A 4,361-nucleotide genomic window follows, 5' to 3' on the forward strand; every position below is an offset into this window, starting at 1 on the left:
AAGTAATCGTTCTAATTTAGCAGGAGATACAATAATTTACAAGAATGTTTAACAACACTAGATTAAAAAGATGGTCACTGGAGGCGATCGACAATGTCTGCGGCTGAAGCTCTTGAAAACAAAATAGTATATTTACACCGAGAAGATGACTATCAAGAATCGTTTGAGACAACTACTGGAATTTTATTTATAGATAATGAACTTCGACTAAAAAACCTTAATCGTGAAGCTGAAAAGATTTGCGGCATTAACAGGGCAAAGTCGGTTGGTCGAAGGGTGGAAGAAGTCTTTAGGCATCATGGTGAGAAGTTTTTGAAAGTATTCTATCTTGATGAGTATGAGGATTTGAGTACAATCAACTTGAAGCTAAAAGTACAAGACCAGTATATATATGCCCACATTGATACGCTAAGACTGCGGGGCACAACCGGAGAATCAAATGGTTTAATTGTTATTATACAAGACTTATCAGCAGTCAGAGCAGCAATTAAACAGATACAGATCACTCAAATGCTGATGTCATTGGGGGAGTTAGCCGCAGGGGTGGCTCATCATGTGCGTACACCGCTGACTACCATAAGTGGGTATTTGCAGGTTATGCTCGGCCGTTTAGAGGATGATAGATATACGGTAGGCCGGGATGTGCTTGAGATGATGCTGGACGAGGTATCGTGTATCAATAAAGTAGTCAAAGAACTTGTTATGTTTGCGAAGCCTCCAGTAAATAAGGAGACTAATATTGATATAAACCGTACAATTGAAGAGGCACTGCTTTTAACATTTAAACAGCTAGGCGGTGAGAAAATAGCAATCGACAAGCAGTTAGCTGCTAATCTGCCGGCGCTTACCGTTGACAGTAATTTAATCAAACAAGCGGTTGTAAATATTATGCAAAATGCCATTGAAGCCATGCCGAATGAAGGGGTGCTTTCGGTGAAATCCTGGATTAACTCCGAGCTGAATATGCTGGTTATTGCTATTGGTGATACCGGATCAGGGGTAGCCCCGGAGATTTTACCCCGGGTGTTTGAGCCATTTTATACTACTAAACTTGAGCATATGGGACTGGGACTGCCTGTTGCCCACCGAATTGTTAGTGAACACGGAGGCTTTATCAACATCAATGCAGTTAGTCCGACTGGAACAGGTGCGCATATCCATATTTATCTGCCAATCGTTGACGAGCGCCACCGGCGGTTACGCGTAGTGCATCAGCAGGTACTTAACCTGCAGTAGTATAAAGAATTTTGCCTAGGAATTTTACGCTAGTGGGTAATATCTGTGCATCCCGTCTTCATATTCTGTTATTGTTACAGAAAATTAATGAGAAGAAGGGATGTTCTAGTGTTACATCGGACCCTGATCTGCTTTTTTGTATTTTTATTATTAACAGGTTCGGCAGGTTATGCCAGGTCAGAAGCGGTTGCGTCAAGTATTACAGTGAATTTGCCAAGCCGGACAATGGAGCTTTTTGCCGGCAATAATTTAGTAAAAGAATATCCCATTGCCATTGGTAAGCCATCTACCCCTACCCCGTTAGGTAACTACTCAATTGCATATAAAGAGGTAAATCCTGCATGGTACCCGCCAGATCAAAAAGGAAAGATAGTACCGTCAGGACCGGAAAACCCACTTGGTTACAGATGGATGGGGATATGGAATAACTATGGTATTCATGGTACTAATGCACCGTGGTCAATAGGAACAGTAACATCAAACGGCTGTATTCGTATGTATGAAGAGGATGTAGAAGAACTTTTCGACAAGGTGAGTTATGGGACTCCTGTACAGATAACCTATGACCGGATAAAAATCAAGACAAACACAAAAGGGCAAATTCTTCTAGCCGTCTATCCTGATGTCTATGGCTATGGCAATATTACTGTACAGGATATTCGCAATAAACTTAATGCGTATCATTTAAATTCCTTGCTAGCTGATGATTCTTTACGTAAGATAGTTAATGAAGCAAACGGCAGTCAAGTGGTTATTGCCAGCCAATTTAAGATTAGAGTAAATGAAAGACTGATAAATGAGCGAGGGCTGGTTGTGCAAAACGTGCAATATGTACCTGTTCAACCGTTTGCCGAGGCACTTAAACAAAAGATAAACTGGGATGAAAAGATGAAAACAGTGCAGTGTGGATCAAGTAGTATACCGGGGATAATCAGCGGCAATATGGTATATGTAGTGGCTGAAAATATACCAACACTTTTTGGTGGTGAGATGAGCTGGAAGTCAGAAGAAGATACCCTGAGTTTTGGTAAACTAGTGGTTTTTATAAACGGTAAGCAAGTAAATATTGGTATAAACAGGGTGCAAGGCATATTAGCGCTGTCGGCTCTGGAGCTGGCGGAGGTAATGGATTGTAAGGTTACCTGGAACAGGGAAGACCGGGTATTAATACTAACTAATAAAGGGTTAATTTATAGGGTGCCTGTGGATATGATCGGTCAGGACCCTTATATAAAAATAACCAGTATAAACCAATATTTCAATGCCTATGTTTACTGGAATGAGCAGGCTAAAACAATAGAATTGACTTATCCTTACTAAGAATAAGTGACTAAGTGTGTATCACTCTATTCGTAGTTGCAGGGGGAGGGCGGCAGATGCTCTCTCTTTTTTTTATTAGATATTACATAAGCTGGCCACTATTTAGTAAAATAAGAGAAGGGATTTTGCGCTTAATAGCCAATTATAATAGATTGGACTATATAGGAATGTAAGGGTGGTGGGCACATGCCCCAAAGGTTTATTATCATTGATGGAAGCAGTCTGGTACATCGGGCATTTCATGCTCTGCCGATGCTGCGCACCGCAGGCGGTTTGTATACTAATGCTGTATATGGTTTTACGACTATGCTTGTTAAATTACTGACAGATTACAAACCTGATCTGCTGGCTGTTGCTTTTGATAAAGGCCGGGTGACCTTCAGGAATGAAACTTATCAGCAATATAAGGCTCATCGCCAGGCTACTCCAGGTGAGCTTTCCGAACAGTTTCCGCTAATTCGCGATTTGTTAGGTGCGTTTGGAATAGCTACTATTGAAGAGCAGGGATATGAAGCAGATGATATTTTAGGAACCCTTGCCGATAAAGCGGCCAACCAAGGTTGTGAGGTCTTGATTGTAACCGGTGACCGCGATGCACTGCAATTAATAGGGCCGGGAACCACGGTACTGCTTACTAGAAAAGGCATTTCCGAGATGGAAATTATGGATGCAGCTGCGCTTAAGGAAAAATACGGGTTAACACCTACTCAATTTATTGATATGAAAGGCTTAATGGGAGATACCTCGGATAACATACCTGGGGTACCAGGCATTGGAGAAAAAACAGCAATAAAATTGTTGTCAGAATTCGGTTCTATGGAAAATGTGCTGGCAAGCATTGAGAGTGTAGCAGGGAAAAAACTTCAAGAGAATCTGCGGCAATATGCCGAACAGGCAGTTTTATCTAAGCGCCTTGCCACCATTGTTTGTGATATGCCGCTTGAGTTTACTCCGGAGAGCTTTAAGATTAATCCTAACAGAGAAGCTGTTAAAGAATTGTTCACTAAGTTTGAGTTTAAGAACATGCTGACCAAGTTTGATACTTTGTTTGCAGGAACCGTCATTGAGGATGCAGCACAAGTGGAAACAAAAACTGTTGAGCTTATATCTCCGGTTATTGTTTCCAGCAGGCGTGATCTTGAGGATTTCCATGCGGCAGCTAAGCAGAACGGTGATTTATGCTGTTATCCCATAACCGCTGCCCATTCGCCTTTAGCCGGTTTAACTGGTCTTGCTTTCACTTGTGACGGTAAAACCTTGTACATTCCGGCAACTGCTGAAGGCTGGAGTGTGGTATTTGACATCCTGGCTGACAGCGGTATCACACTTACTACCTATGATGCCAAACAACTGTACAATGCCTGCAGGCTGAGGGGGACATTCTTGCGCTGCCCAGTGTCAGATCTGCTTATTGCCGCTTATTTGCTTGATCCTACGGCTTCCTCCTATCCACTGGCTAGCCTGGCGGAAAAATATTTAGGACAGACAATGGTATTACCTGGCGGCGATAAAAATTTAACAGCTAAACCCGAGTTTGCTGTTTGGGCTAGTGGTATTATTGAACAACTACGGGGCGCATTTGCCGGCAATCTGGTGAATGCTGGCCTGGATAAACTGTTTCAACAAGTGGAAATGCCACTTGTTGAAGCTTTGTCAGCCATGGAAATTGCCGGAATTAAGGTGGACCTGGATTACCTGAAAGAGATGGCTGTAAGTATTGCCGGTAAGGTTGAGAAGCTGTTAGGTGAGATTTATCATTTAGCTGGTGAAGAGTTTAATGTTAATTCTACCAAACAGTTAGGGAT

At 42.1% G+C, this 4,361-nt stretch carries 3 protein-coding genes; all 3 read left to right on the forward strand.

The window, feature by feature from the left end; translation table 11 throughout:
• Positions 1-93: 93 nt before the first annotated feature.
• Positions 94-1,236 (forward strand): two-component system sensor histidine kinase NtrB, encoded by a 1,143-nt coding sequence (locus VN379_RS07825; RefSeq protein WP_325532547.1) that lies wholly within the window; start codon positions 94-96, stop codon positions 1,234-1,236.
• A 108-nt stretch (positions 1,237-1,344) separates the two neighbouring features.
• Positions 1,345-2,556, forward strand: a complete 1,212-nt coding sequence (locus VN379_RS07830; RefSeq protein ID WP_325532549.1) for a L,D-transpeptidase — start codon at positions 1,345-1,347, stop codon at positions 2,554-2,556.
• A gap of 186 nt (positions 2,557-2,742) precedes the next feature.
• Positions 2,743-4,361: 5'-3' exonuclease H3TH domain-containing protein (locus VN379_RS07835; RefSeq protein WP_325532551.1), on the forward strand; the 1,619-nt coding region annotated here is incomplete at its 3' end.

The sequence above is a fragment of the Sporomusa sp. genome (assembly GCF_035561255.1).
Taxonomy (GTDB): domain Bacteria; phylum Bacillota; class Negativicutes; order Sporomusales; family Sporomusaceae; genus Sporomusa.

Bases quoted from the DNA above. Each gene is read 5' to 3' on its own strand.
- VN379_RS07825 (WP_325532547.1), top strand. From the start codon at position 94: ATGTCTGCGGCTGAAGCTCTTGAAAACAAAATAGTATATTTACACCGA.